This window comes from Salipiger marinus, assembly GCF_900100085.1.
Classification (GTDB): domain Bacteria; phylum Pseudomonadota; class Alphaproteobacteria; order Rhodobacterales; family Rhodobacteraceae; genus Salipiger; species Salipiger marinus.
Genome location: NZ_FNEJ01000030.1, coordinates 20,509 through 42,405, shown reverse-complemented (window position 1 = coordinate 42,405; position 21,897 = coordinate 20,509). Strand labels below are relative to the sequence as shown.

The following is a 21,897-nucleotide window of genomic DNA, read 5'->3' as shown; positions in this document are numbered from 1 at the left end:
CCCGCGCCCGCAACCGCGCATTTGGGCGGCTCAGTCGCGCAGCGGCTCTTCGGGGATCGAGGCCGACAGCGCGTCGCGCCAGTCCTCCAGCCGCTGCGCCAGCGCCGGATCCTGCAGCGCGAGGATCCCCGCCGCCATCAGCCCGGCATTGGCCGCACCCGCCGCCCCGATCGCCATGGTGGCCACCGGAAAGCCGCGCGGCATCTGCAGGATGGAATAAAGGCTGTCCACACCATGAAGCGCGCGGGTCTGCACCGGCACGCCAATCACCGGCACCCGCGTCTTGGACGCCATCATGCCGGGCAGATGCGCCGCACCGCCCGCACCCGCGATGATGACCTGCAGCCCGCGCGCCACGGCTTCCTTGCCATAGGACCACAGCCGGTCCGGCGTGCGATGGGCCGACACGATGCGCACCTCGTGCGGGATGCCCAGTTCGTCCAGCATCGCCGCCGCTTCCTGCATCGTGGACCAGTCCGACTGGCTGCCCATGATGATGCCGACCTTCACCGCTTGTTCCGTCATCCGTGCCCTCTGCGCCGCCGGGAAAAGACGCACTATAGCCGCTGCGCCCCCCGTGTCCATGGCGGCGCTTTGTGTTTGGCCCGTGCCGTGCAAGGCTGCAGCCAGAGACAGGGAGATGGCCATGAAGGCGGGAATCATCGGGGCAGGCATGGTCGGATCGGCGGCGGCCTATGCGCTGGCCCTGCGCGGCGGCGCGAGCGAGGTGGTGCTGGTGGACCGCAACGCGGCACTGGCCCGCGCGCAGGCCGAGGACATCGCCCATGCCGTGCCCTTTGCCCATCCGTGCCAGATCCACGCGGGCGACTATGACGCGCTGGCGGGCGCCGCCGTGGTCATCCTTGCCGCCGGTGTGGCGCAGAAGCCGGGCGAAAGCAGGCTCAGCCTGCTGGCCCGCAACGCCCAAGTGTTCGCCGAGGTCATCGGGGCGGTGCGGGATGCCGCGCCGGACGCGCTGCTGCTGGTGGCCACCAACCCGGTGGACGTCATGACCGACGTGGCGCGGCGCGTCTCGGGCCTGCCTGCGGCGCGGGTGATCGGATCGGGCACGATACTGGACAGCGCGCGGTTCCGCGCCCTGCTGGGGGATCATCTGGGCATCGCCGCGCAGTCGGTGCATGCCTATGTGCTGGGCGAACATGGCGATTCAGAGGTGCTGGGCTGGTCCTCCGCCCGCGCCGGGGCGGTGCCTTTGGCGGGCTTTGCCGACCAGATGGGCGCGCCCCTGATCGCCGATATGCGCGCCCGCATCGACGACGCCGTGCGCCGCGCCGCCTATCGCATCATCGAGGGCAAGGGCGCCACATGGTATGGCATCGGCGCGGGGCTGGCGCGCATCGTGCAGGCGATCCGCGACGACCAGCGCGCGGTGCTGTCGGTCTCGGCCACAACGCCCGAAATTCAGGGCGTGGCGGATGTGGCGCTGAGCCTGCCGCGGGTCATCGGGCGCGCCGGGGTCATCGCCACGCTGCTGCCCGATCTGGACGCAGACGAGGCGACCGCGCTGCGCGCCTCGGCCGAACTGCTGGCGGAGACGGCGGCGCAGCTGCGCTGAGCCGGATCAGGCGATGATGTCGGGGGTCAGCCGGTCCTCGATCAGGGCGATCTTGTCCTTGAGGTGCAGCTTCTTCTTCTTCAGCCGCTGCAGCGTCAGCTGATCGGCCACGCCACGCTCCTGCAGTGCGCGGATGGCGTCGTCGAGATCGCGGTGTTCCCGTTTGAACACCGCCAGTTCGACGCGCAGCACTTCCTCGGTCTTCATCGAGATGTCCTGCGGTGCGTTCATTCGGGAAACCCCTGTTCCTTGGCAGAGCAGAAACATACCGCGTCGCGACCGTTTCGCAAAGCCCTTGCGCAACAAACGGCTGCTTCCCATATTTAACATGTCCGAGCCGCCGCAAAGCGGGACTCGGGCAGACGGTCGCTTAAAGTCAAGGACATGTCGATGAGCAAACTGACCCTGGGCTCCTACCCGCATATGCTCGGTTTCGAGCAGCTTGAGCGTCTGCTCGAGCGTACCGCAAAAACCAGCGAGGGATACCCGCCCTTCAACATCGAGCAGACTTCGGACCGCTCGTATCGCATCACTCTGGCCGTGGCCGGCTTCGCCGAAGGCGAGCTGTCCATCACCGTGGAGGAACGCCAGCTGGTGATCCGCGGGCGTCAGCGCGATGACGGGTCCGAACGCATCTTTCTGCATCGCGGCATTGCAGCGCGGCAGTTTCAGCGGAGCTTTGTGCTGGCTGATGGAGTTGAGGTGGGTGAGGCCGTTATGGAAAACGGTCTTCTGCACATCGATCTGACCATGTCCCGCCCGGAAACGGTGGTGCAGACGATCCAGATCAGAAAGGGCTGAGCCATGAATATCAATACGAGTTTCCCCGATTTCGACGCCGAACGGATCGTCTATGTGCGCCCCGTGGCGGTCGCCGACCTGCCCGAAGAGGTGCAGCAGCAGGCCGGACAGCAGCAGACGCTGTATGCCGTGCACCGCGCCGATGGCGAACGGCTCGCACTGGTGCGCGACCGCAAGCTGGCCTTTGCGCTGGCCCGCCAGAACGATCTGGCGCCGGTGACGGTGCACTAGCCCGCAGCGGCCCGGGCCCTTCCCGCGCCGCATCCCTGACGCCGCACACAGAAAAAGGCCGGGCGCAGTGCCCGGCCTTCGTCATTCCAGCGCCTTGGCGGGCGGTTACTGCGCGCCGCCAATCAGGCCCATCGCTTCCAGCTTCAGGATCACCTGATGCGCGCAGTTGTCGACATCGACATTCACCGTGTCGACGCGCAGTTCGGGGTTTTCCGGCACGTCATAGGGATCGGAGATCCCGGTGAATTCCTTGATCTTGCCTTCGCGCGCCAGCTTGTAGAGCCCCTTGCGATCCCGCTTTTCGCAATCCTCGATCGAGGTGGCGACATGGACTTCGACAAAGGCGCCATAACTCTCGATCATCTCGCGCACGTCGCGGCGGGTGGCCGCATAGGGCGCGATGGGGGCGCAGATGGCGATGCCGCCGTTCTTGGTGATCTCGGACGCGACATAGCCGATCCGCTTGATGTTGATGTCGCGATGCTCCTTGGAAAAGCCCAGCTCCGACGACAGATGCTTGCGCACCACGTCGCCATCCAGCAGCGTCACCGGACGGTCCCCCATTTCCATCAGCTTGACCATCAGCGCATTGGCGATGGTCGACTTGCCCGAGCCCGAAAAGCCGGTGAAGAACACGGTAAATCCCTGATTGGAGCGCGGCGGCTTGGTGCGGCGCAACTCCTTCACCACCTCGGGGAAGGAGAACCATTCCGGGATCTCCAGACCTTCCTGCAGACGGCGGCGCAGTTCGGTGCCGGAGATGTTCAGGATGGTGACGGTGTCGCGGTCGGCGATCTCGTCGGCGGGTTCATACTGGGCGCGCTCCTGCACATAGACCATGTGCTTGAAGTCCACCATCTTGACGCCGATCTCCTCCTCGTGCTCGCGGAACAGATCCTGCGCCTCGTAGGGGCCGTAGAAATCCTCGCCCTTGGAGTTCTTGCCCGGCCCCGCATGGTCGCGGCCCACGATGAAATGGGTGCAGCCGTGGTTGCGGCGGATCAGCCCGTGCCACACCGCCTCGCGCGGGCCCGCCATGCGCATGGCCAGCGGCAGCAGCGACATGGTGGTGGTGGCCGCCGGATACTTGTCCAGCACCGCCTCGTAGCAGCGGACGCGGGTGAAATGGTCCACATCGCCGGGCTTGGTCATGCCGACCACGGGATGGATCAGCAGGTTGGCCTCGGCCTCGCGCGCGGCGCGGAAGGTCAGTTCCTGATGCGCCCGGTGCAGCGGGTTGCGGGTCTGGAACGCCACGACCTTGCGCCAGCCCAGCTTGCGGAAATAGGCGCGCAGTTCGTTGGGCGTGTCGCGGCGGCCCCGGAAATCGTAATGCACCGGCTGCTGGATGCCGGTCACCGGGCCACCCAGATACACCTCTCCGGCGGTGTGGTGCAGGTAATGCACGGCGGGATGGGCGGAATCATCGGCGCCGAATACCTTCTCGGCCTCGCGCGCCTTGTCGGGCACCCATTTGTCGGTGACGGTCATGGTGGCAAGAATGACGCCTTCCTGATCGCGCAGCGCGATGTCCTGACCGATCTCGATCTTGTCGGCAAAGGCCTGCGACACGTCCAGCGTGACGGGCATGGGCCAGAGCGTGCCATCGGCAAGGCGCATGTCCTCGACCACGCCGGTGTAATCCGCCTCGGACAGGAAGCCTTTCAGCGGGTTGAACCCGCCGTTCATCAGCAGTTCCAGATCGCAGATCTGACGCGGCGAAAGATCATGGGAGACGAGAGTCCCCGCCTCGATCTTGAGCTTCTGGGCGCTCTCGTAAGAGACGTAAAGCTCGGGGATCGGGGCAAGGTTGCTGGACATGGACATGGACATGGGCAAGGCTCTCATAATGTATGGCGTGAGAAATTACGGATCTGCGCCAAAAGGCTTAGCGCCGCGCTCTGCGCAAAATCAACATTTTCAGTGCCCGCCGCAGCGCCCGGTTACGGAAACGCCGCACCACTGCCCCGCGATTGGCCGGGCAGTGGCATGAATTTGCCGATGTCAGGGCCAGCGCGCCGGGAAACGAAGCTGATGCCCGGCGCCTTGCCCGTCTTACACGCCTTCGTCGACCGGGGCGCCATAGCCCAGCGGCAGGGTCTCGTCGCGGCCCTCGTCCAGCCCCTGTTCGGCCAGCCAGCGCTCCGCCTCCAGCGCGGCCATGCAGCCCATGCCCGCCGAGGTCACGGCCTGCCGGTATTTGTGATCGGTCAGGTCGCCCGCCGCGAACACGCCGGGAATGGCGGTTTCGGTCGATCCGGGCTTGGTCACAACATAGCCGCCCATATGCGTTTCCAGCTGGTCCTTGACCAGTTCCGACGCGGGCGCATGGCCGATGGCGACAAACACGCCCTTGCAGGGAATTTCGGATTCCTCGCCGCTGCGCACGTCGCGCACCCGGATGCCGGTCACGCCCTTGGGGCTGTCTTCGCCCACCACCTCGACCAGTTCATGGAACCACAGCGGGGCGATCTTGGGGTTCTTCTTCAGCCGCTCCTGCAGGATCTTTTCGGCGCGCAGTTCGTCGCGGCGGTGGATCAGCGTGACCTTGGAGGCGAAGTTGGTCAGGAACAGCGCCTCTTCGACAGCGGTGTTGCCGCCGCCGATCACCACGATCTCCTGCCCGCGATAGAAGAACCCGTCACAGGTCGCGCAGGCCGACACGCCGAAGCCCTTGAAGGCGTCTTCGGAGGGCAGGCCCAGCCATTTCGCCCGCGCGCCGGTGGCAAGGATCACCGCGTCGGCGGTATAGGTGGTGCCGCTGTCGCCATGTGCCACGAAGGGCCGCACGCCCAGATCAAGCTTGGTGATGATGTCGCCGACGATCTCGGTGCCCATGGCGCGGGCATGTGCCTCCATCTTGACCATCAGTTCGGGGCCCTGCACCTCGACCTCGCCGGGCCAGTTCTCCACCTCGGTGGTGGTGGTCAGCTGGCCGCCGGGCTCCAGCCCCTGCACCAGCAGCGGCTGCAGCATCGCGCGGGCGCCATAGACACCGGCGGTGTAACCTGCCGGGCCGGAGCCGATGATAAGAAGCCGGGTGTGGCGGGTGTCGGACATGGCGCGCCTCTTGGAAGCTATGGTATTTGGTTTGGAACCTGCATATAGCCACGGCGCGCGGCGACGCAAACCCCGCGCATCTTCGGGATCCTGCGGCTTTTGCACTCGGACAAGATTCTTTCAAAAATGCGAAAGATAATTGCGCAGCCAGCCCCGAATGGTATAATAATCGCGAACAGCATTGAGGACCGCGCATGCCCGCTAACCGGCTCGATCCCATCGACAGGAAAATTCTGGCAGAGCTTCAGGCCGATGGCCGGATGACCAACGTGGAGCTTGCCCGCCGCGTGGGCATTTCCGCGCCCCCCTGCCTGCGCCGCGTGCGCACGCTGGAGGAACAGGGCTTCATCCGGGGCTATCACGCCGAGGTCGACCCGCGCGAGCTGGGATTCGAGGTGCAGGTCTTTGCCATGGTCGGGCTGCAGAGTCAGGCCGAGGTGGATCTGCGCGCCTTCGAGGATCGCTGCCGCGCATGGCCGCTGGTCCGCGAATGCCACATGCTGAACGGCGAGGTGGATTTTATCCTCAAATGCGTGGCGCCGGATCTGTCGACCTTTCAAAGCTTCCTGACCGGGCAGCTGCTGACCGCGCCCAATGTCGGATCGGTCAAGACCTCTCTGGTGATCCGTGGCGCCAAGGATGAACCCGGCGTGCCCTTCGAGGTGCTGGAAGCGCGGCTCAACCGCTCTGCCTAGGAGGCGACCAGCCCGTCGATCACCTCGCGGGTGGACCGGGTCAGGCTGAGCGCGCCAAACTCCTCCACCGCCGACAGCTGCGGGAAGAGCGACAGAAACAGCGCCCGCAGGTTGTGCCCGGCCAGATCGGCCACGGCACGACCGGGATGATAGGTTTCCAGCTCGATCCCGCCGACAAAAAAGGTGCCGTGGCGCGGTGTCATCAGATGATAAAGCTGCACCGCCCCGCCGGGCCGCACCTCGATGATGCGGTCGCCATCGGCGTAATCGGCCACCGGCACCAGCACCCGGTCCCGCCCGATCAGGCGGCGCAGATAGGGGCGCGTGACCACCATACGCGCGGCGGGCCCCAGCAGCAGATCGCCCGCAGGCCGCCCCAGCCCCAGCGCATCCGCGGTAAGCCGTGTCAGCGCCTGCACCCCGCAGGGCTGATCGGACAGGCCCGGCACATAGCTGGTGGCGCCGATCCATGTCACCGGCTGCGGACCATGGCTGGTGTCGATGACATCGCCGGGCAGCAGATCCTCGATCGCCACCGGCCCACGCGGGCTGCGCAGCAGCGTGCCCCGTGCCAAGGCTGAACAGGCCTGTTCGAACAGCGGGATTGCCGGGGCCATCTGCTGACGGAAGGTGACGGAAAGATCAGGCAGGAGCGCGGCGGCCTCGTATTTGCGCAGGAGAGAAGCTGCGCGCCGAGGCCGCCCGTCCCGAAGAGCGACAAGGTCACCGGATAAAGACGACGGAACCGCGTCGGCCTGCGGGCGCGGGGGTGGGACGATACGGAACATGTGAGCACCTTCACAGGCTGGTCACATCCGTGCTGGCCCCCACCAGCAACGACAGAAGGACGATTGTGGTTCGTAGGCCCAGAAATGGCCGCAATCGGCGCAGGTTGTCAAATTTGACCTTATTTTGATGTAAACCTGACGATCAATCCCGGCCCGCCCGCCCGGACTGATCCGCAAACAGGCGACAGTCGGCCAGAGTTGTGGCGCGAAAAAAGCGAATCGGCGCCCGGATCATGACCCGGACGCCGCAGCGGCGCGTCAAAGGGGGGCAAAGGTCAGGCGCGGCGGGTGCCGGCCTCGACCGGCTTGCGGCGGGCGATCATCGCGGCCCGCGCCGTGCCCCGGGCCCAAGGCAGGGTCAGCTTTGCGTTCTGGCTGGCGGCGATCACCGATTTCAGGAAACGGCTTTTGCGGGTCATGGTCTGCTCCGTGCTCGTGTTTTTCTTGTGCGGGGGCCGGTGGCCTGTGCCCAGTCTCCGCAGTTTCGCCGCCAAATGCGGCACATCTTGGTCGGGACAGAGACACTCCCTGCACCCGACCCGGTTTGTTGCGATTTGTTGCTTAAAGGCGGATGACAGAGATCAGCCTGCCATAATCCGCGTGCCGTTCGTGGCAGGACCGGCGGTAGGAATAGAAGCGGTCGGGATCGGCATAGGTGCAGTGCCGGGTCCATTCCGCCTCGATCCCCTCGTCGCGCAGGCGATGCAGACCATAGGCGGGCAGATCGAAATGCAGCCGGTCGCCTTGCCCCCCGGCGAAGAACCGGGCATTCTGCGGATCCTCGGTCACGAAATCCTCCAGAAATTCCGGCCCGACCTCATAGGCGCGCTGGCTGATCGTGGGGCCGATGACGGCGCGGATGCCGCTGCGGCTGGCGCCAAGCGCCAGCATCGCGTCCACCGTGGCGCCCAGCACCCCGGCCATGGCGCCGCGCCAGCCCGCATGGGCGGCGCCGATCACGCCTGCCTCGGCATCGGCAAACAGCACCGGCTGGCAGTCTGCGGTCAGCACGGCCAGCGCCAGACCCGGCGTGGCGGTGACCATGGCATCGGCGCGCGGGCGCGGATCGGGCAGCGGCGCGGTCACCGTCACCACATCGGGCGAATGCACCTGCGTCACGCTGACCAGCGCCTCGGGCGCAAGATCCATCGCTGCCGCCACGCGGGCGCGGTTGATCGCCACGATCTCTGACTGGTCCGAGGATCCGGGGCCGCAGTTCAGCCCGGCGAAAATCCCGGAGGAGGCGCCGCCCTTGCGGGTGAAGAAGCCATGCCGCAGCGGATCGAGCAGCGGCGAAGTGATGTAGTCAAGCGTCATTCGGTCAGTCCCGGCGGCGGCGGTGCGGATCGCGGGTGTAACCCCAGCACCTTGAACAGCCTTCCCATTTCATCGGGGTGCGTCAACCGGCGATGTGCGGCAATGTGGCTTTGCAGCGCCGCACCGTCCAGCCTGCGGGCCAGCGCCTGCGCCCGCTGCGTGATGCCAAGCCGTTCCAGAAACACCCCCTGCGGCACGGCGCCACTGGCACAGGCCGGGGCGGCGGCCCGGGCCAGCGCGCCAAAATCCACATGCGCGGTCAGATCGGCCTGACCCGGATCCGCCAGCACCGGCACCTTGGCATGGGCGCGCACCGCCTGCAGCGTGTCGCCAAGGCTGCGGTCGGATCCGTAATCAACGATCAGCGCGGCGCCGCCCTGTTCGGCAATGCGCCGCCCGATCTCGCCGGTCAGCGCCTCGGCGGGGGCGCAGCGTTCGACCAGATCGCCGTCCTGCGTGTCGGCCAGCCGCGGCTCCAGCACTGCCTGCGGCGTGACCTCGGTCAGGCCAAAGGCAAGCTGATCCTCGCGCAAACCGATCACCCGTTCGCGCCAGCCCGAGCCGTCGCGCAGGAACTGCCGCACCGGCAGCGCGTCAAAAAATTCGTTGGCCAGCAGGTACAGCGGGGCCTCGGGCAGCGTGTCCAGCCCGTCATGCCAGACGGGGGCGGCGCCCTGCAGCCGGCTGGCCTGTTCGGCGCGCAGGTGCTGCGAGCTTTCCACCAGATGCAGCTCTGCCGCGTCCAGAAAGCCCGGCACGCCGCGCAGGGCACGCAGGGCATCGGCCATCAGCGTGCCGCGTCCCGGCCCCAGTTCCGCCAGCACGAAGCGCGCGGGCCGCCCCTGATCCAGCCAGCACTGCCCCAGACAGAGGCCCAGCACTTCGCCGAACATCTGGCTGATTTCCGGCGCGGTGGTGAAATCACCCGCCACGCCCAGCGGATCGCGGGTGGTGTAATAGCCATGCTGCGGATGCTGCAGGCACAGCATCATGTATTCCGCCACGGTCATCGGGCCCTCGGCGCGCAGGCGCGCCTGCAGCAGCGGCAGCAGCGCGCTCATGCCCGCCGCCGCGCCGTCCAGACCAGCGCCAGCCCCAGAGCGATCATCGGCAGCGACAGGATCTGCCCCATGGTCAGGCCCCAGCCGCCGACATGTAGCGCCAGCCCCAGCGGGTTGCCCTCGGTCACGAACTGCGCATCGGGCTGGCGGGCGAATTCCACCAGAAACCGCCCCAGCCCGTAGCCCGCGAAGAACACGCCCGCCACCAGCCACGGCATTTTCAGCGCGCCGCGCCGGAAGGCGAGCCAGAGCAGCAGCGCGCCAAGGATCAGCCCCTCCAGCGCCGCTTCATAAAGCTGCGAGGGATGGCGCGCGCAGGCCTGACCCAGCGCCTGCCCGCAGGCCTGCGCCGCCTCGCCCGGAAAGATCACGCCCCAAGGCAGATCGGTGGGACGGCCCCAAAGCTCGGCATTGATGAAATTCGCCAGCCGCCCCAGCAGCAGGCCCGGCGGGGTGGCCAGCGCCATCATGTCGGCGGCGGATCCCAGCGGCACGCCATGTTTCAGGCAGAAGCCCAGACCGGCAAGCACGACCCCCAGCAGACCGCCATGGAAGGACATGCCGCCCTGCCAGACCATCAGGATTTCGGCCGGATGGCTCAGGTAATAGGCGGGCTGATAGAACAACACGAAGCCGAGGCGCCCGCCAAGGATCACCCCAAGGATGACCCAAGTCAGCAGTTCCTCGACCCGCCCCGCCGTCATCGGCGGGGTCTGGGCGGGCCATAGCCCCGGTCGGCGCACGGCGGCCACGGCCAGCCGCCACCCGATCAGGATGCCCGCGATATAGGCCAGCGCATACCAGCGCAGCGCAAAGTCAAAGCCCCCGAGCGAGATCGAAAAGATCTCGGGCGAGAGCGGGGGAAAGGGAATGGCGGCTTTCATGCGCGATGTGTGCCGGGAGTTTCGCGGTGAAGTCAACCTTGTGGCGCAGGGCCCGGCGGCCCATATTAAGGGCAAGTTCCAAGCTGGAGAAAGCCATGCAGACGCGCAACAAGGTCTTTGACGACCTGTCCCAACTGATGACCAATGCCATGGGCGTGGCCCAGGGCGCCCGCGCCGAGGCGGAAACCGCGCTGAAATCGTTGGTCGACCGCTGGCTTGCGGATCGCGATTTCGTGACCCGCGAGGAATTCGACGCGGTCCGGGCCATGGCCCAGAAGGCCCGCGAAGAAAACGAGACGCTGAAGGCGCGGCTTGACGCGCTGGAGCGGCAGCAGGGCTAAGCCCCCCTGCCCGGCCCGGTTATGCCTCGGCCGGGCGTTTCACGTGAACCATGGCCTGCATCACCAGCGGATGCAGGCCCGCCCCCCCTGCCCCGGCATGGTCCAGAAGCTGGACCCGCATCCGGGGCTCCCAGAAATCGTTGAGGTGGTCGGCGACCCGCTCCGCCCCGTCCGTGCCGGGCTGGGTGGCAAAAAACGTGGCGATCTGGTTGGCCATCATGACCATTTTTTCAGGCGACATCCGCTTCTCCGTGAATGATGCGGTGGGGGGCGGCGTAAAGATCAAAGGCCCCGGCACGGGCAAAGGCCGCAACGGTCAGCCCGGCGGCTTCGGCCACGCGCAGCGCCTGCGCGGTGGGGGCGGAAACGGCGATCAGCACCGGGCAGCCCGCCATCACGGTTTTCTGCACCATGTCCACCGACACGCGGCTGGTCAGCACCACGGCACCCTGCGCCGGATCGGTCCCGGCGCGGACCAGCGCGCCGATCAGCTTGTCGAGCGCGTTATGCCGCCCCACATCCTCGCGCACCGTCACGATGCCCTCGCCGGGGCGCAGGAAGCCTGCGGCATGCACCGCATGGGTCTGGTCATGCAGCGGCTGAAAGTCGCGCAGCGCCTCCGTGGCCTGCGCAACCTCGGCCCGGGTCAGCCGCAGCCCGCTGTCGGGCAGCACCGGCAGCGGGCGCAGCGCCTGTTCCAGACTGTCGATCCCGCAGAGCCCGCAGCCCACCGGCCCCAGCATGGCCCGCCTGCGGGCGGCCAGCGCCTCGCCGCGTTCTTCGGTCAGCCAGAGGCGGGCCTCGATCCCTGCCGCCTGATCCACCACCTCGATCTCGCGGATCTGCGCGGGGTCGGTCACGATCCCCTCGCTCAGCGCGAAGCCCATGGCGAAATCGGCGATGTCGGCGGGGGTCGCCATCATCACCGCCTGCGTGGTGCCGTCAAAAACCAGCGCCACCGGCACCTCTTCGGGCAGGCTGCGGCACAGCGCCCGCGTGCCGTCGCGGCGCACCGCCAGCCCGGCCCGGCTTTGCACCGGGGGAACGGGCGGCACGCCGGTCATTCCGCGGCGGGCAGGATGCGGCGCGCCTGCACGGCCTGCGCGGCGTAACGTTCCTGCCATTCGGTGGGGCCATTGGAGGGGCTCACCTGCACCGCCGTCACCTTGTATTCGGGGCAGTTGGTGGCCCAGTCCGAATGATCGGTGGTGATCACGTTGGCCTGCGTGTCGGGATGGTGGAAGGTGGTGTAGACCACGCCGGGGCTGACCCGGTCGGTCACCGTGGCGCGCAGCGTCGTTTCCCCCGCGCGGGAGGCCAGCCGCACCCAGTCGCCGTTTTTCACGCCCCGGTTGTCGGCATCATGCGGGTGGATTTCCAGCAGATCCTCCTCGTGCCACAGCACGTTATGGGTGCGCCGGGTCTGGGCGCCGACGTTATACTGGGACAGGATGCGCCCGGTGGTCAACAGCAGCGGGAAGCGCGGCCCGGAGCGTTCATGCGTCGCCACATATTCGGTGACGATGAAGCGGCCCTTGCCGCGCATGAACCCGTCCACATGCATCAGCGGCGTGCCTTCGGGATGGTCGTCATTGCAGGGCCACTGCACCGATCCCAGCCGGTCCAGCAGATCATAGCTCACGCCCGCGAAGCTGGGCGTGGTGGCGGCGATCTCCGCCATGATCTGTTCGGGATGGGTATAGGACCAGAGCGGGCGCCCGGTGCCCTCCAGCAGGGCATTGGCCAGAAGCTGCGTCACTTCCCAGTCCTCGTGCCCATTGCGGGGCGCCATCACCTTGCGGACGCGGTTGATGCGCCGTTCGGCATTGGTGAAGGTGCCGTTCTTTTCCAGAAAGCTGCTGCCGGGCAGGAAGACATGCGCGTAATGCGCCGTCTCGTTCAAGAACAGGTCATGCACGATGACGCAGTCCATGGCCGCCAGCCCCGCCGCCACATGTTTGGTGTCGGGATCGGACTGCAGGATGTCCTCGCCCTGACAGTAAAGCCCCTTGAAGCTGCCCGCCACCGCCGCGTCAAGCATGTTGGGGATGCGCAGGCCCGGCTCCGGGTCGATCTCCACGCCCCAGGCCTGCTGGAAGATGTCGCGCACCTCCGGGCCCTTCACATGCCGGTAGCCCGGCAGTTCATGCGGGAAAGATCCCATGTCGCAGCTGCCCTGCACGTTGTTCTGGCCGCGCAGCGGGTTCACCCCCACGCCGGGGCGCCCGACATTGCCGGTCAGCATCGCCAGATTGGCGATGGCCATGACGGTGGTCGATCCCTGGCTGTGTTCGGTCACGCCCAGCCCGTAATAGATCGCGCCATTGCCCCCCGTCGCAAAAAGCCGCGCCGCCGCGCGCAGCTCCTGCGCGTTGACCCCGGTCAGCAGCGCCACCGCTTCGGGGCTGTGGCGCGCTTCGCTGACAAATTCGGCGTAATGCTGGAATTCGTCCCAGTCGCAGCGCTCGCGGATGAAGGCCTCGTCCATCAGACCTTCGGTGACGATGACATGGGCCAGCGCCGTGACCACCGCCACATTGGTGCCCGGCGTCAGCGCCAGATGATGTGCTGCGCGCACATGCGGCGATTTCACCAGATCGATCCGGCGCGGGTCGATGACGATCAGCTGCGCGCCCTGACGCAGCCGCTTCTTCAGGCGGCTGGCAAAGACCGGGTGGCCGTCGGTCGGGTTGGCGCCGATGACCAGCACCACATCGGTATGGGCGACGCTGTCGAAATCCTGCGTCCCCGCCGAGGTGCCGAAGGTCTGGCCCAGCCCGTAGCCGGTGGGCGAATGGCAGACCCGCGCGCAGGTGTCGGTGTTGTTGTTGCCGAAGACCGCGCGGGTCAGCTTCTGCACCAGATAGGCCTCTTCGTTGGTGCAGCGGCTGGAGGTGATGACCCCCACCGATTTGGCGCCATAGGTCTGCTGCACGCCGCGCATCCGGTCGGCGGCAAAGCGCAGCGCCTCGTCCCATGACACCTCGCGCCACGGATCTTCGATGCGGTCGCGGATCATCGGCGACAGGATGCGATCGCGATGCGCGGCATAGCCATAGGCGAAGCGGCCCTTGACGCAGCTATGGCCGCGATTGGCCTTGCCGTCCTTCCACGGCACCATGCGCACCAGCTGGTCACCCTGCAGTTCAGCCTTGAAGGAACAGCCGACCCCGCAATAGGCGCAGGTGGTCACCACCGACCGTTCCGGCGTGCCCAGTTCGATGACGGATTTTTCCTGCAGGGTCGCGGTCGGGCAGGCCTGCACGCAGGCGCCACAGGACACGCAGTCCGAGGTCAGGAAATCGTCCTCCGGCCCTCCGGCCTTCACCCGGCTGTCAAAGCCGCGCCCCTCGATGGTCAGCGCGAAGGTGCCCTGCACCTCTTCGCAGGCGCGCACGCAACGGTTGCAGACGATGCATTTCGACGGGTCATAGCTGAAATAGGGGTTGCTGTCGTCCTTGGGGCGCCAGTCCGGATTGACCTCGCCCGAGGTGTTGCGTGCCTTGAAATGCGTGACCATCCCCGCCTCGGGCGCGGTATAGCGCACCTCGCGCAGCCCCACGGCGCCCGCCATGTCCTGCAATTCGCAGTCGCCATTGGCCGAGCAGGTCAGGCAGTCCAGCGGATGGTCGGAGATGTAAAGCTCCATCACCCCCCGGCGGATGCGCCGCACCTTTTCGGACTGGGTGCGCACCACCATTCCGGCGCTGACCGGCGTGGTGCAGGAGGCAGGCGTGCCGCGCCGCCCCTCGATTTCCACCGCGCAAAGACGGCAGGAGCCAAACGCCTCGAGGCTGTCGGTGGCGCAGAGCCGGGGCACGGAAATGCCAGCCTCTGCCGCGGCGCGCATCACGCTGGTGCCTTCGGGCACCGTCACCTCGACGCCATCGATCAGCAGCGTGACCGGCGCGCCCTGCCGTGCGGGGGTGCCCATGTCGCGCGCATCGGCGGGCAGGATGAAATCCTTCATTCGGCAGCCTCCTTCAGGCGGGCAAATTCGTCCGGGAAATGCGTGACCGCCGACATCACCGGGAAGGGCGTGAAGCCCCCCAGCGCGCAGAGCGATCCGTCTTTCATGGTCTCGCACAGGTCCGTCAGCAGTGGCAGGGCCGCCGGATCCCCGGCGGCGATGCGGTCCAGCGTTTCCACCCCGCGCACCGCACCGATGCGGCAGGGGGTACATTTGCCGCAGGATTCCACCGCGCAGAATTCCATGGCAAAGCGCGCCATGGCCAGCATGTCCGCCGTGTCGTCGAACACCACCAGCCCGGCATGGCCCAGCAGCCCGCCGCTGGCATCCAGTTCCTCATAGCCCAGCGCCGCATCGAATCGCGACACCGGCAGATAGGCGCCCAAGGGGCCGCCCACCTGCACCGCCTTCACCGGGCGCCCCGAGGCGGTGCCGCCGCCCAGATCGTTGACCACCTCGCCCAGCGAGATGCCGAAGGCGGTTTCGAACAGCCCGCCCCGCGCCACATTGCCCGCGATCTGCAGCGTCACCGTGCCGCGCGACCGGCCCAGACCAAAATCGGCGTAATGCTGCGCGCCTTTTTCAAAGATCACCGGCACCGTCGCCAGCGAGATCACGTTGTTCACCACCGTCGGACGGCCCAGAAAGCCCTCCAGCGCGGGCAGCGGCGGCTTGGCCCGCACCACGCCCCGCTTGCCTTCCAGCGAATTGAGCAGCGAGGTCTCCTCGCCGCAGACATAGGCACCCGCACCCACGCGGATCTCCATGTCGAAGGCGCGGCCCGACCCCAGCACGTCGCGACCCAGCAGCCCCGCCTCGCGCGCGGTCAGCACCGCGCCGCGCATCACCGCGATGGCATCGGGATATTCCGACCGCAGATAGACATAGCCCCGCGCCGCCCCCACGCCGAGCCCGGCAATCGCCATGCCCTCGATCAGGGTGAAGGGGTCGCCTTCCATCAGCATCCGGTCAGCAAAGGTGCCGCTGTCGCCCTCGTCAGCGTTGCAGACGATGTATTTCTGCGGTCCCGCCGCATCATGCACGGTCTGCCATTTGATCCCGGTCGGAAAGCCCGCGCCGCCGCGCCCGCGCAGCCCCGAAAGCTTGACCTCATCCACGATCTGCTGCCCGGTCATGGCCAGCGCGCGGCGCAGCCCCGCCAGCCCGCCATGCGCCTCATATTCCGCCAAGGACAGCGGATCGATCACGCCGACCCGGGCAAAGGTCAGCCGGGTCTGCCGCCGCATCCAGTCCAGATCCGCCACCGGACCCAGCGCCTTGACGCTGGTCCCGTCCAGAATGGCCGCCGCATCCTCGGGACCGGCGGGGCCATAGCCATGGCGGATGCCGTCAATCTCCACCTCGACCAGCGGCTCCAGCCAGACCATCCCGCGCGACCCGGTGCGGATCACCTCGATCTGCTGCCCGCGCCGACCGGCTTCAGCCACCAGCGCGTCCACCACCTCGTCGGCGCCCAGCGCCCGGGCGGCGCTGTCCATGGGAACCCGCAGCTTCATGCCCGTGCCTCCGCCAGCAGACGGTCGAGCTTGGCCGCATCCACGCGCGCCACCACCCGGTTGTCGAGCATCGCCGCCGGGGCGCAGGCGCAAAGGCCCAGACAGTAGACCGGCTCCACCGTCAGCGCGCCATCCGGCGTGGTGCCGTGCCAGTCGAGCCCGAGCCGCGCCAGCGTCTCCGCCGCCAGCTCAGCGCCGCCCACCGACTGGCAGGCTTCCGCCCGGCACAGTTTCAGCACATGCCGCCCGGCGGGCTTGTCGCGGAAATCATGGTAAAAACTGATGACGCCATGCAGTTCGGCGCGGCTGATGTTCAGCGCCTCGGCCACCGGCACATGCGCCTGCGCGGGGATATGGCCATATTCCTCCTGCAGCGCGTGCAGGATCGGCAGCAGCGGCCCCTCCAGCGCCAGAAACGGCGCGATCAGGGTCTCGATATCTTCGACCGTTGGCTGCGGGGCAACGTGGCGCATCGGCGTCTCCTCCTTGCGGATGTCGCCGGTGATGCCACCCGGATCATTGTTAAATCAATAGCGTTGATCCGTCAGTCGATAAAGAATCCCTATCAATCCGGCACCTGCGCCAGCTCTCCCGCCTCGTCCAGAAGCGCCTGCAGCACCGGGGTATAGGGCGGCTGGTGCGGCGCGATCAGCCCGACCTCCGGCGCCACGGCCTCCTGCCGCAGCGGCACCAGCGCCAGCGGCTTGCCCTCGGTCAGAAAGGCCGCCAGATCGCTGGGCAGGATGGTGACCCATGGCCCCTGCAGCACCGTCGCCACCAGCACCACGGTGGAATTCGACTCGATGGCTGCCGCAGGGGCCAGCCCCGCCTCCAGAAACTGGCGGTTGATGATGCGGCGGTTCTGCATCTCCGGGGTCAGCAGGCACAGCTTCTGCTCGGCAAGCTCCGCCCAGCCCAGATCCGCCCGCCCGGCCAAGGGATGATCCGGACGGCAGACCAGCCGATAGGATTCCCGGTAAAGCGGACGCGTGACGACCCGGCCCAGCGGTTCGTTGTCGAGATAGGAGATGCCCGCGTCGATCTCCAGATCGTCGAGCATCGACAGGATGTCGGCACTGGCCCGCGACAGCACCGTGAAGCTGACCTTGGGATGACGCGCCGTGAACCGCGCCGCCAGCGCCGAGCCCCATGTCAGCGCGGTGGGAATGACCGCCAGCCGCAGATGGCCCGCCAGCCCCTCGCGCGAGGCGCGCATCTCTTCGCGCAGGCGGCGGGCATCGCCCACGATCTGCCGCGCCATGACCAGCGCGCGCTGGCCTTCCGGCGTGAGCCCGCCAAAGCGCGACCCCCGGCTGACCAGCTTCACGCCCAGCTGATCCTCCAGCTGGCGGATACCGGTCGACAGCGTGGGCTGCGTGACCCCAAGGCTCAGCGCCGCGCGCCCGAAATGCCGCTCCCGGGCCAGCGCAATGAACATTTCCAGCTTGGCGATCATGCTGCCCTCTTTGATCCGGCGGTTTCGATCAGAAAAGCCAATAATGCCGCGCGGCGCAACTCTGCCCGCCTCCGCCCGCCCGGCCTCGACGCGGGAAAACCGCAGGCAAAGCAACGGATCAGGCGCGTGCGGCCCCGGCCAGAGGAAAGTTCCGCGACAGGCCAGAGCCGGGAAATTTCGCCTTGTGCTCCCGTCCCCGCCTTCGCTATACGGGTCAGCGGAGACGTGGCCGAGTGGTCGAAGGCGCTCCCCTGCTAAGGGAGTAGGCCCGAAAGGGTCTCGTGGGTTCGAATCCCATCGTCTCCGCCATCTGGCTTTGACAGTGCACAAAAGCACCCGCTGCTGCGGCGCTTCGTGCGATTCCCCCCCTCAACTTTCAGCCTTTGGGTGCCATGCGACAGGCCGCTGTTCGCGCTGTTCCTAAACGCGCCCTGACACCCGCCACCTGCGGCTGCCCGGCCTCGTGGCGCAAGGCGCCTCCTGCGAGTGTGCTGGATCTGCAGAACGCGCGTGCGCCAGCTTTGCCTTCTGGATCGACGACATTGCCCCCCGAAAGAAATGCGCTGCCCCATCATGCGCATTTTGTGCTATCCTGCCGCTCACTGCTCTCTGATTGATATTTCGGAATCGATTTCGTCTCTGGCGCGTTCCATGCCAGCAGACGGGTGCGTCAGCGGATATTGAGAAAGCGCGGGCCTGATGAAACGGACGAAGCGTTCGGGACATGACGAGCAGTCCAAGCCCTTGCTCCGCGCGGCTCAATATGTGCGCATGTCCACAGACCACCAGCGCTATTCGACCGAGAACCAGTCCGACGCGATCAGGGCCTATGCCTCCAGTCGCGGCATGGAAATCGTGCGCACCTTTGCCGACGAGGGCAAGAGCGGCCTGCGCATCGAAGGCCGCAGCGCGCTCAAATCCCTGATCGAGACGGTGAGTTCGGGACAGGCCGATTTCGCGGTCATCGTCGTCTATGACATCAGCCGCTGGGGGCGGTTTCAGGATGCTGATGAAAGCGCCTATTACGAGTATGTCTGCCGCCGCGCCGGGATTGCGGTTCATTATTGCGCCGAACCGTTCGAGAATGATGGCAGCCTGATCGCGACCGCCTTCAAAGGCATGAAACGCGCCATGGCTGCCGAATACAGCCGGGACCTGTCAAACAAGGTGTTTGCGGGCCAGTGCCGCCTGATCGAGAAAGGCTTCCGTCAGGGCGGCCCGGCAGGGTTTGGCCTCCGGCGTCTTCTGATTGACCAGAACGGGGTGCCAAAAGCGACGCTGTCCCGAGGCGAGCAGAAGAGCCTGCAAACCGACCGCGTCGTGCTTGTGCCGGGCCCCGAGGAAGAGGTGGCGCTTGTGCGCGGCATCTACCGCGATTTTGTCACGCAGGGCCGGACCGAGGCGCAGATTGCCGAAGACCTGAACATGCGGGGCATTCTGACCGACCATGGCCGGGCCTGGACTCGGGGCACCGTTCATCAGGTTCTGATCAACGAAAAATACATCGGCACGAATGTCTGGAACCGGGTGTCGTTCAAGCTCAAGCAGACCCGCATCCGGAATGATCCGGACCACTGGCTGCGCGCGCCGAACAGCTTTCCCGCGATTGTCGATCCCGAAGCGTTCAAGGCCGCCGCCCGGATCATCGCCGCGCGCTCTGCTGGCCTGTCCGATGGCGAGATGCTGGCGGCCCTCGGACGCCTTCTGTCAGAACAGGGCGCGCTTTCCGGCCTCATCATCAACGAGGCGGAGGGCCTGCCGTCCAGCCGTGCCTATGCCAGCCGGTTCGGCAGCCTGCTGCGCGCCTACAGCCTTGTCGGCTACCATCCGCGCCGGGATTACCGCTATATCGAAATCAACAGGCGGCTGCGTGACGTCCACCCCGAGATCGTCCGCGAGATCGTCGACGGCATTCGCACTGCCGGGGGCCGGGTCACGGAGGCCGCTTCCGGATGTCTGTGCATCAATGACGAACTGACCCTGTCGCTTGTGATCGTGCGATGCTCGCAGATGCCCTCGGGCACGTTGCGCTGGCGGATCCGGTTCGACACCGGTCTTGTTCCCGATCTCTCGGTGGTCATCCGGATGGACCTGCGCAACCAGCGCCCGCTCGACTATTTCCTGTTTCCCTTGATCGACATCGGAACGGGGCAGATCCGTCTTGGAGAGGACAATGGTCTCGCGCTGGATGCGTTCCGGACAGAAACGCTCGCACCGCTCTTCGCACTGACAGAGAGACGGGGTCTGGAGGAGGTCGCATGACGCCGAAGGCCCGACCACACGCCCTGCAGATGATCCCGATATCCCAGATCGAGGTCCTGAACCCGCGTGCGCGGAACAGGCGCATCCATCAGGAAATCGTCGACAATATCGATGCCATCGGACTCAAGCGCCCGGTCACGGTGCGCCGTCACCCGGAGGCTGCGGATCGCTATGATCTGGTCTGCGGCGAGGGCCGCCTGCAAGCATTCAGAATGCTGGGCCAGACTGTCATTCCTGCGGTGATCATCGACGCAAGCGAGGCCGATTGCATGGTCATGAGCCTTGTCGAAAACATCGCCCGTCGCCAGCACCGGCCTATCGATCTGATGCGGGAAATCGGCAGTCTCCGGCAGCGCGGCTATTCCGAAAGCGAGATCGCGACCAAGACCGGCTCTGCGCCAAGCTGGGTGCGCCTGATCTCTGCCCTGCTGGAAAATGGCGAAGAGCGGTTGGTCGCTGCGGTTGAATCCGGCGTGATCCCCGTCACGCTTGCCGCCGAAATTGCCCGTGCCGAAGGCGATGATGTGCAGAGCCTTCTGATGGAGGCCTATCAGGCCGGGCACCTCAAGGGAAAGAAGCTCGCCCAGATCCGGCGCATTCTCGAGCAGCGGGCGGCGCAGCGAAAGACCGTGCAGACGGGCCGTCTTGGACGTGGGGTCAGGGATCCCAAACGCAGGCTCACCCAGACCGATCTGATGCAACTCTACCAGCGGGAGGCAGACCGCCAGCGCATCCTCGTCCGGAAATCGGATGTCACGCAGGCCCGCCTTCTTTTCATCGTCGAAGCGATGCGCGATCTGCTGTCAGCCGCCGAATTTTCCACGCTGCTCAAGGAGGAGGGCCTGACCGACATGCCAAAAGCGCTGGCTGAGCGGCTTCAGCCGAAAGCGGCGCCATGAGCAGCGACGATCCTCCCCCACGACCGGTGAAGCTCGGCTTTGAACCCGACCCGGTCCTGCTGCGGCTGGATCAGATCCTGCCGCTCAAGGCGCTTCGGCCCGGAACGAAGGACAGCAGCAAATACAAGCAGGTCCTCGTCTCGGTCAGGGCGGTTGGCCTTGTCGAGGCGCCGGTGGTGGCCCGAAATCCGGAGGCCAGCGGCGTCTTCTTTCTGCTCGACGGATCCCTGCGGCTTGAAGCGCTGAAAGACCTCGGGATCCCGACCGTCGAATGTCTGGTCAGCACCGATGACGAGGCCTACACCTATAACAAGCGCATCAACCGCATTCCCCCGATCCAAGAGCACATGATGATCAAGCGGGCCATTGCCCGTGGCGTGCCGGAGGCAGCCATCGCGGACGCGCTTGGCATGGAGGTCACGTCGATCCTGCGCCGGTCCCGTCTGCTTGATGGCATCTGCCCGGAAGCGGCGGAGCTGCTTCACGCGGCGGCCTGCCCGATGACGAGCTTCGACATCCTGCGCAAGATGGTGCCGCTGCGCCAGATCGAGGCGGCAGATCTGATGATCGGACAGAACAATTTCACCGCCGGATTTGCCAGGGCCCTGCTTGCCGCAACACCCGACACGCAGCTTCTGCACCCAAGAGGACGGGCTGCCGTCGCTGACGGGCGCAGCATATCCCGCGAAAACATCGCGAAGATGGAGCGTGAGCTGGCAAGCCTTCAGGCGCAGGTCCGGTCTTTTGAAGAGAGTTTCGGTGTCGACACCCTGCACCTGACCGTCGCGAGGGGCTATCTGCGCAGGATTCTGGGCAATCCCCGGATCACCCGATGGCTCGAGAAAAACCGCGCGGAATATCTTGGCGAGTTTCGGGACATTGCCGAGGCGGAACAGGCAAGCCAGCCCCCTGCGCGATGACCCGGTCCGGGCAAAGCCTGCATCCACCCGCGACCATCACGAGCTGTTCCGCGATCCTGCCGCTGGCGCAAGACGCTTTCACTGACCCAGGACTTCCGATAGGTTTTCCCGGCATTAAA

Annotated in this window: 23 protein-coding genes and 1 tRNA gene; 9 read left to right on the top strand and 15 right to left on the bottom strand. The window is 66.5% G+C overall.

Annotation, left to right across the window (positions count from 1 at the left end; translation table 11 throughout):
• Positions 1-30: 30 nt before the first annotated feature.
• Complete coding sequence (gene purE / locus BLR51_RS23720; RefSeq protein ID WP_089851651.1) at positions 31-525, bottom strand: 5-(carboxyamino)imidazole ribonucleotide mutase; 495 nt, start codon at positions 523-525, stop codon at positions 31-33.
• Positions 526-646: 121 nt separating this feature from the next.
• Between purE and BLR51_RS23715 the strand changes: the two genes are divergently transcribed.
• Entirely contained in the window at positions 647-1,576 is a 930-nt protein-coding gene (locus BLR51_RS23715; protein ID WP_089851689.1) for an L-lactate dehydrogenase, read from the top strand.
• 6 nt (positions 1,577-1,582) lie between these two features.
• Here the strand turns inward: BLR51_RS23715 and BLR51_RS23710 are convergent, their stop codons facing one another.
• A complete protein-coding gene (locus BLR51_RS23710; RefSeq protein WP_089851649.1) occupies positions 1,583-1,807 on the bottom strand; it encodes a YdcH family protein in 225 nt (74 codons plus the stop codon).
• 159 nt (positions 1,808-1,966) lie between these two features.
• On the opposite strand from BLR51_RS23710, the gene BLR51_RS23705 reads away from it, so the two are divergent.
• Together BLR51_RS23705 and BLR51_RS23700 are read left to right on the top strand one after the other, a co-directional pair.
• A complete protein-coding gene (locus tag BLR51_RS23705; RefSeq protein WP_089851647.1) occupies positions 1,967-2,377 on the top strand; it encodes an Hsp20 family protein in 411 nt (136 codons plus the stop codon).
• Between the two features lie 3 nt (positions 2,378-2,380).
• Positions 2,381-2,608 (top strand): DUF1150 family protein, encoded by a 228-nt coding sequence (locus BLR51_RS23700; protein WP_089851644.1) that lies wholly within the window; start codon positions 2,381-2,383, stop codon positions 2,606-2,608.
• A 105-nt stretch (positions 2,609-2,713) separates the two neighbouring features.
• On the opposite strand, the gene BLR51_RS23695 is transcribed toward BLR51_RS23700, so the two are convergent.
• Together BLR51_RS23695 and trxB are read right to left on the bottom strand one after the other, a co-directional pair.
• Entirely contained in the window at positions 2,714-4,435 is a 1,722-nt protein-coding gene (locus BLR51_RS23695) for a bifunctional sulfate adenylyltransferase/adenylylsulfate kinase (RefSeq protein ID WP_089851687.1), read from the bottom strand.
• A 228-nt stretch (positions 4,436-4,663) separates the two neighbouring features.
• A complete protein-coding gene (gene trxB / locus BLR51_RS23690) occupies positions 4,664-5,668 on the bottom strand; it encodes a thioredoxin-disulfide reductase (protein WP_089851643.1) in 1,005 nt (334 codons plus the stop codon).
• Positions 5,669-5,862: 194 nt separating this feature from the next.
• Between trxB and BLR51_RS23685 the strand changes: the two genes are divergently transcribed.
• Positions 5,863-6,363 (top strand): Lrp/AsnC family transcriptional regulator, encoded by a 501-nt coding sequence (locus tag BLR51_RS23685; protein ID WP_089851641.1) that lies wholly within the window; start codon positions 5,863-5,865, stop codon positions 6,361-6,363.
• Here the strand turns inward: BLR51_RS23685 and BLR51_RS23680 are convergent.
• From BLR51_RS23680 to lgt, 5 genes are all read right to left on the bottom strand, one after another.
• A complete protein-coding gene (locus tag BLR51_RS23680) occupies positions 6,360-7,151 on the bottom strand; it encodes a Hint domain-containing protein (protein WP_242656829.1) in 792 nt (263 codons plus the stop codon). The genes BLR51_RS23685 and BLR51_RS23680 overlap by 4 nt on opposite strands.
• Before the next feature lie 275 nt (positions 7,152-7,426).
• Positions 7,427-7,570, bottom strand: coding sequence for a hypothetical protein (locus BLR51_RS27865; protein ID WP_165616918.1), 144 nt, complete (start codon positions 7,568-7,570; stop codon positions 7,427-7,429).
• A 142-nt stretch (positions 7,571-7,712) separates the two neighbouring features.
• A complete protein-coding gene (pgeF, locus tag BLR51_RS23675; RefSeq protein WP_089851639.1) occupies positions 7,713-8,468 on the bottom strand; it encodes a peptidoglycan editing factor PgeF in 756 nt (251 codons plus the stop codon).
• The gene (locus BLR51_RS23670) at positions 8,465-9,529 is read right to left on the bottom strand and encodes a class I SAM-dependent methyltransferase (protein WP_089851637.1); all 1,065 of its coding nucleotides are present in this window, start codon (positions 9,527-9,529) and stop codon (positions 8,465-8,467) included. Before BLR51_RS23670 ends, pgeF begins: the two co-directional genes overlap by 4 nt.
• The gene (gene lgt / locus BLR51_RS23665; RefSeq protein ID WP_089851635.1) at positions 9,526-10,413 is read right to left on the bottom strand and encodes a prolipoprotein diacylglyceryl transferase; all 888 of its coding nucleotides are present in this window, start codon (positions 10,411-10,413) and stop codon (positions 9,526-9,528) included. The genes BLR51_RS23670 and lgt overlap by 4 nt, the downstream gene beginning before the upstream one ends.
• A 95-nt stretch (positions 10,414-10,508) precedes the next feature.
• Here lgt and BLR51_RS23660 point away from each other — a divergent pair, with 95 nt between their 5' ends.
• Positions 10,509-10,754 carry an accessory factor UbiK family protein gene (locus tag BLR51_RS23660; RefSeq protein WP_089851633.1) on the top strand — a complete coding sequence of 82 codons (246 nt, stop codon included), beginning with the start codon at positions 10,509-10,511 and terminating at the stop codon, positions 10,752-10,754.
• A gap of 19 nt (positions 10,755-10,773) precedes the next feature.
• Here BLR51_RS23660 and BLR51_RS23655 read toward each other — a convergent pair whose 3' ends face one another.
• The 6 genes from BLR51_RS23655 to BLR51_RS23630 form a co-directional block, all read right to left on the bottom strand.
• Entirely contained in the window at positions 10,774-10,995 is a 222-nt protein-coding gene (locus tag BLR51_RS23655; protein ID WP_089851631.1) for a formate dehydrogenase subunit delta, read from the bottom strand.
• On the bottom strand, positions 10,985-11,818 hold the full coding sequence (gene fdhD / locus BLR51_RS23650; protein ID WP_089851628.1) for a formate dehydrogenase accessory sulfurtransferase FdhD: 834 nt from the start codon (positions 11,816-11,818) through the stop codon (positions 10,985-10,987). Before fdhD ends, BLR51_RS23655 begins: the two co-directional genes overlap by 11 nt.
• Complete coding sequence (gene fdhF, locus BLR51_RS23645) at positions 11,815-14,724, bottom strand: formate dehydrogenase subunit alpha (protein ID WP_089851626.1); 2,910 nt, start codon at positions 14,722-14,724, stop codon at positions 11,815-11,817. Before fdhF ends, fdhD begins: the two co-directional genes overlap by 4 nt.
• On the bottom strand, positions 14,721-16,241 hold the full coding sequence (locus BLR51_RS23640) for a formate dehydrogenase beta subunit (RefSeq protein ID WP_089851624.1): 1,521 nt from the start codon (positions 16,239-16,241) through the stop codon (positions 14,721-14,723). Before BLR51_RS23640 ends, fdhF begins: the two co-directional genes overlap by 4 nt.
• A complete protein-coding gene (locus BLR51_RS23635; RefSeq protein WP_089851622.1) occupies positions 16,238-16,714 on the bottom strand; it encodes a formate dehydrogenase subunit gamma in 477 nt (158 codons plus the stop codon). Before BLR51_RS23635 ends, BLR51_RS23640 begins: the two co-directional genes overlap by 4 nt.
• A 92-nt stretch (positions 16,715-16,806) precedes the next feature.
• Positions 16,807-17,697: a LysR family transcriptional regulator gene (locus tag BLR51_RS23630; RefSeq protein WP_089851620.1), complete on the bottom strand. Its 891-nt coding sequence runs from the start codon at positions 17,695-17,697 to the stop codon at positions 16,807-16,809.
• 219 nt (positions 17,698-17,916) lie between these two features.
• Between BLR51_RS23630 and BLR51_RS23625 the strand changes: the two genes are divergently transcribed.
• From BLR51_RS23625 to BLR51_RS23610, 4 genes are all read left to right on the top strand, one after another.
• Positions 17,917-18,006, top strand: a tRNA-Ser gene (locus tag BLR51_RS23625).
• A gap of 390 nt (positions 18,007-18,396) precedes the next feature.
• Positions 18,397-19,959: a recombinase family protein gene (locus BLR51_RS23620; RefSeq protein ID WP_278184871.1), complete on the top strand. Its 1,563-nt coding sequence runs from the start codon at positions 18,397-18,399 to the stop codon at positions 19,957-19,959.
• Positions 19,956-20,858, top strand: coding sequence for a plasmid partitioning protein RepB C-terminal domain-containing protein (locus BLR51_RS23615; protein ID WP_207543684.1), 903 nt, complete (start codon positions 19,956-19,958; stop codon positions 20,856-20,858). Before BLR51_RS23620 ends, BLR51_RS23615 begins: the two co-directional genes overlap by 4 nt.
• Positions 20,855-21,778 (top strand): plasmid partitioning protein RepB C-terminal domain-containing protein, encoded by a 924-nt coding sequence (locus BLR51_RS23610; RefSeq protein ID WP_089851616.1) that lies wholly within the window; start codon positions 20,855-20,857, stop codon positions 21,776-21,778. Before BLR51_RS23615 ends, BLR51_RS23610 begins: the two co-directional genes overlap by 4 nt.
• The last annotated feature ends 119 nt before the right edge of the window (positions 21,779-21,897 follow it).

Excerpts from the sequence above, each read along its gene's own strand:
- purE (WP_089851651.1), bottom strand. The coding sequence starts at position 525 with ATGACGGAACAAGCGGTGAAGGTCGGCATCATCATGGGCAGCCAGTCG.
- BLR51_RS23715 (WP_089851689.1), top strand. The coding sequence starts at position 647 with ATGAAGGCGGGAATCATCGGGGCAGGCATGGTCGGATCGGCGGCGGCC.
- BLR51_RS23710 (WP_089851649.1), bottom strand. The coding sequence starts at position 1,807 with ATGAACGCACCGCAGGACATCTCGATGAAGACCGAGGAAGTGCTGCGC.
- BLR51_RS23705 (WP_089851647.1), top strand. The coding sequence starts at position 1,967 with ATGAGCAAACTGACCCTGGGCTCCTACCCGCATATGCTCGGTTTCGAG.
- BLR51_RS23700 (WP_089851644.1), top strand. The coding sequence starts at position 2,381 with ATGAATATCAATACGAGTTTCCCCGATTTCGACGCCGAACGGATCGTC.
- BLR51_RS23695 (WP_089851687.1), bottom strand. The coding sequence starts at position 4,435 with ATGTCCATGTCCAGCAACCTTGCCCCGATCCCCGAGCTTTACGTCTCT.
- trxB (WP_089851643.1), bottom strand. The coding sequence starts at position 5,668 with ATGTCCGACACCCGCCACACCCGGCTTCTTATCATCGGCTCCGGCCCG.
- BLR51_RS23685 (WP_089851641.1), top strand. The coding sequence starts at position 5,863 with ATGCCCGCTAACCGGCTCGATCCCATCGACAGGAAAATTCTGGCAGAG.
- BLR51_RS23680 (WP_242656829.1), bottom strand. The coding sequence starts at position 7,151 with ATGTTCCGTATCGTCCCACCCCCGCGCCCGCAGGCCGACGCGGTTCCG.
- BLR51_RS27865 (WP_165616918.1), bottom strand. The coding sequence starts at position 7,570 with ATGACCCGCAAAAGCCGTTTCCTGAAATCGGTGATCGCCGCCAGCCAG.
- pgeF (WP_089851639.1), bottom strand. The coding sequence starts at position 8,468 with ATGACGCTTGACTACATCACTTCGCCGCTGCTCGATCCGCTGCGGCAT.
- BLR51_RS23670 (WP_089851637.1), bottom strand. The coding sequence starts at position 9,529 with ATGAGCGCGCTGCTGCCGCTGCTGCAGGCGCGCCTGCGCGCCGAGGGC.
- lgt (WP_089851635.1), bottom strand. The coding sequence starts at position 10,413 with ATGAAAGCCGCCATTCCCTTTCCCCCGCTCTCGCCCGAGATCTTTTCG.
- BLR51_RS23660 (WP_089851633.1), top strand. The coding sequence starts at position 10,509 with ATGCAGACGCGCAACAAGGTCTTTGACGACCTGTCCCAACTGATGACC.
- BLR51_RS23655 (WP_089851631.1), bottom strand. The coding sequence starts at position 10,995 with ATGTCGCCTGAAAAAATGGTCATGATGGCCAACCAGATCGCCACGTTT.
- fdhD (WP_089851628.1), bottom strand. The coding sequence starts at position 11,818 with ATGACCGGCGTGCCGCCCGTTCCCCCGGTGCAAAGCCGGGCCGGGCTG.
- fdhF (WP_089851626.1), bottom strand. The coding sequence starts at position 14,724 with ATGAAGGATTTCATCCTGCCCGCCGATGCGCGCGACATGGGCACCCCC.
- BLR51_RS23640 (WP_089851624.1), bottom strand. The coding sequence starts at position 16,241 with ATGAAGCTGCGGGTTCCCATGGACAGCGCCGCCCGGGCGCTGGGCGCC.
- BLR51_RS23635 (WP_089851622.1), bottom strand. The coding sequence starts at position 16,714 with ATGCGCCACGTTGCCCCGCAGCCAACGGTCGAAGATATCGAGACCCTG.
- BLR51_RS23630 (WP_089851620.1), bottom strand. The coding sequence starts at position 17,697 with ATGATCGCCAAGCTGGAAATGTTCATTGCGCTGGCCCGGGAGCGGCAT.
- BLR51_RS23620 (WP_278184871.1), top strand. The coding sequence starts at position 18,397 with ATGAAACGGACGAAGCGTTCGGGACATGACGAGCAGTCCAAGCCCTTG.
- BLR51_RS23615 (WP_207543684.1), top strand. The coding sequence starts at position 19,956 with ATGACGCCGAAGGCCCGACCACACGCCCTGCAGATGATCCCGATATCC.
- BLR51_RS23610 (WP_089851616.1), top strand. The coding sequence starts at position 20,855 with ATGAGCAGCGACGATCCTCCCCCACGACCGGTGAAGCTCGGCTTTGAA.